The organism is Streptomyces sp. NPDC058221 (assembly GCF_042882365.1).
Taxonomy (GTDB): Bacteria; Actinomycetota; Actinomycetes; order Streptomycetales; family Streptomycetaceae; genus Streptomyces.
Genome location: NZ_JBHVWF010000311.1, coordinates 1 through 1,721, shown reverse-complemented (window position 1 = coordinate 1,721; position 1,721 = coordinate 1). Strand labels below are relative to the sequence as shown.

The following is a 1,721-nucleotide window of genomic DNA, read 5'->3' as shown; positions in this document are numbered from 1 at the left end:
GCCCAAGGACTCCCCGGCCTCTCCCTCGCCTGGGGCCTCTGGGCCACCAACAGCACCATGACCGCCGAACTCACCGAAACAGACGCACGACGAATGTCGCGTTCGGGGGCCGACGCGCTGTCGACCGAGGAAGGACTCGCGCTCCTCGACAAAGCAGTCGGGGACGACCACGACGGCCTGCTCGTCCCGGTACGGCTCAACCTCCCCGCCCTCCGTACGCTCGCCGACTCCGGACGGATGCCCACGCTGCTCAGTGAACTCGTCCGCACCCGGCCCCGGCGGGCTGCACAGATGACTGCCCACAACGGCGGCCTGCGCGAACGACTCGCGGGCATGAACGAGGCCGAAGCCGAACGGCACCTGATCCACGTGGTGTGCAGCGAGGTCGCCGGCGTTCTTGGACACGAGTCGCCTGACGTGGTGGGCACGAAGAGGTCGTTCACCGAGCTGGGCTTCGACTCGCTGACCGCGGTGGAACTGCGCAACCGCCTCACCGCGGCCACAGGCCTGCGTCTAACCGCCACGCTCATCTTCGACTACCCGAACTCCACCCTGCTCGCCGAACACATCCGGCTGCAACTCATGCCGGGAGGGGCCGCCGCAGAGCAGGACGGCTTCGAAGAGAGGGCCTTCCGGGAGGCCGTCTCCGGCATCCCCATGTCCCGGTTCCGCGAGGCCGGCCTGCTGGACCTCGTACTGCAACTCGCCGATCCGGAGGGGCAGCAGGAGGCCCTCACAGGAGGGGAAGAGACGGAATCCATCGACGAGATGGACGTCGACAACCTGATTCGCATGGCACTCGACGGCAAAGACTCCTGACCCACCTCGTATTCCGGAGCGCACATCATGGCAACGCCCAACGAAAAGGTAGTCGAAGCGCTTCGCGCCTCACTCAAGGAAACGGAGCTGCTGCGCCAGCAGAACAACGCCTTGCGCGCTGCCTCCAGCGAGCCGATTGCGATTGTGGGGATGGGGTGTCGGTTCCCGGGGGGTGTGGTCTCTCCGGAGGGGCTGTGGGAGGTAGTGCTGTCGGGAGCGGATGCGATCTCCGACTTCCCCACGGACCGAGGCTGGGACGTGGAAGGCCTCTACGACCCCGACCCCGATCGGCCCGGAAAGACCTACGGACGCCGAGGCGGCTTCCTGGACACGGTGGCAGACTTCGACGCGGGATTCTTCGGAATCTCACCCCGCGAAGCACTGGCCATGGACCCCCAGCAAAGACTCCTGCTGGAAACGTCATGGGAAACATTCGAACGGGCCGGCATCGACCCCGCCACCCTGCACGGCAGCCGCACCGGCGTCTTCGCCGGCGTCATGTACCACGACTACGCATCACGCCTGCGCGAGATACCAGGACACCTCGAAGGACTGATGGGCACCGGCAACGCCACAAGCGTCATCGCAGGCCGCCTCTCCTACACCTTCGGACTCGAAGGCCCCTCCGTAAGCGTCGACACCGCCTGCTCATCATCCCTGGTCGCACTCCACCTCGCTGTCCAAGCACTACGAACAGGCGAATGCGACATGGCACTCGCCGGCGGCGTCACCGCAATGGCCACACCCGAAGCATTCATCAACTTCAGCCGACAGCGAGGCCTGGCAGCCGACGGCAGGTGCAAGGCATTCGGTGCGGGTGCCGACGGCACCGGCTGGGCCGAGGGCGCCGGCATGCTCCTCGTGGAACGCCTCTCCGACGCCGAACGCCTGGGCCACCCCAT

At 66.6% G+C, this 1,721-nt stretch carries 2 protein-coding genes; both read left to right on the top strand.

The genetic code is table 11. The features are described 5' to 3' along the window. A partial coding sequence (locus ACFVW8_RS39085) for a beta-ketoacyl reductase (RefSeq protein ID WP_389698807.1) occupies positions 1–819 on the top strand: 819 nt, incomplete at its 5' end. Between the two features lie 24 nt (positions 820–843). Further along, positions 844–1,721, top strand: an 878-nt coding sequence (locus ACFVW8_RS39080; RefSeq protein WP_389698809.1) for a beta-ketoacyl synthase N-terminal-like domain-containing protein, incomplete at its 3' end; no start/stop codon positions are given.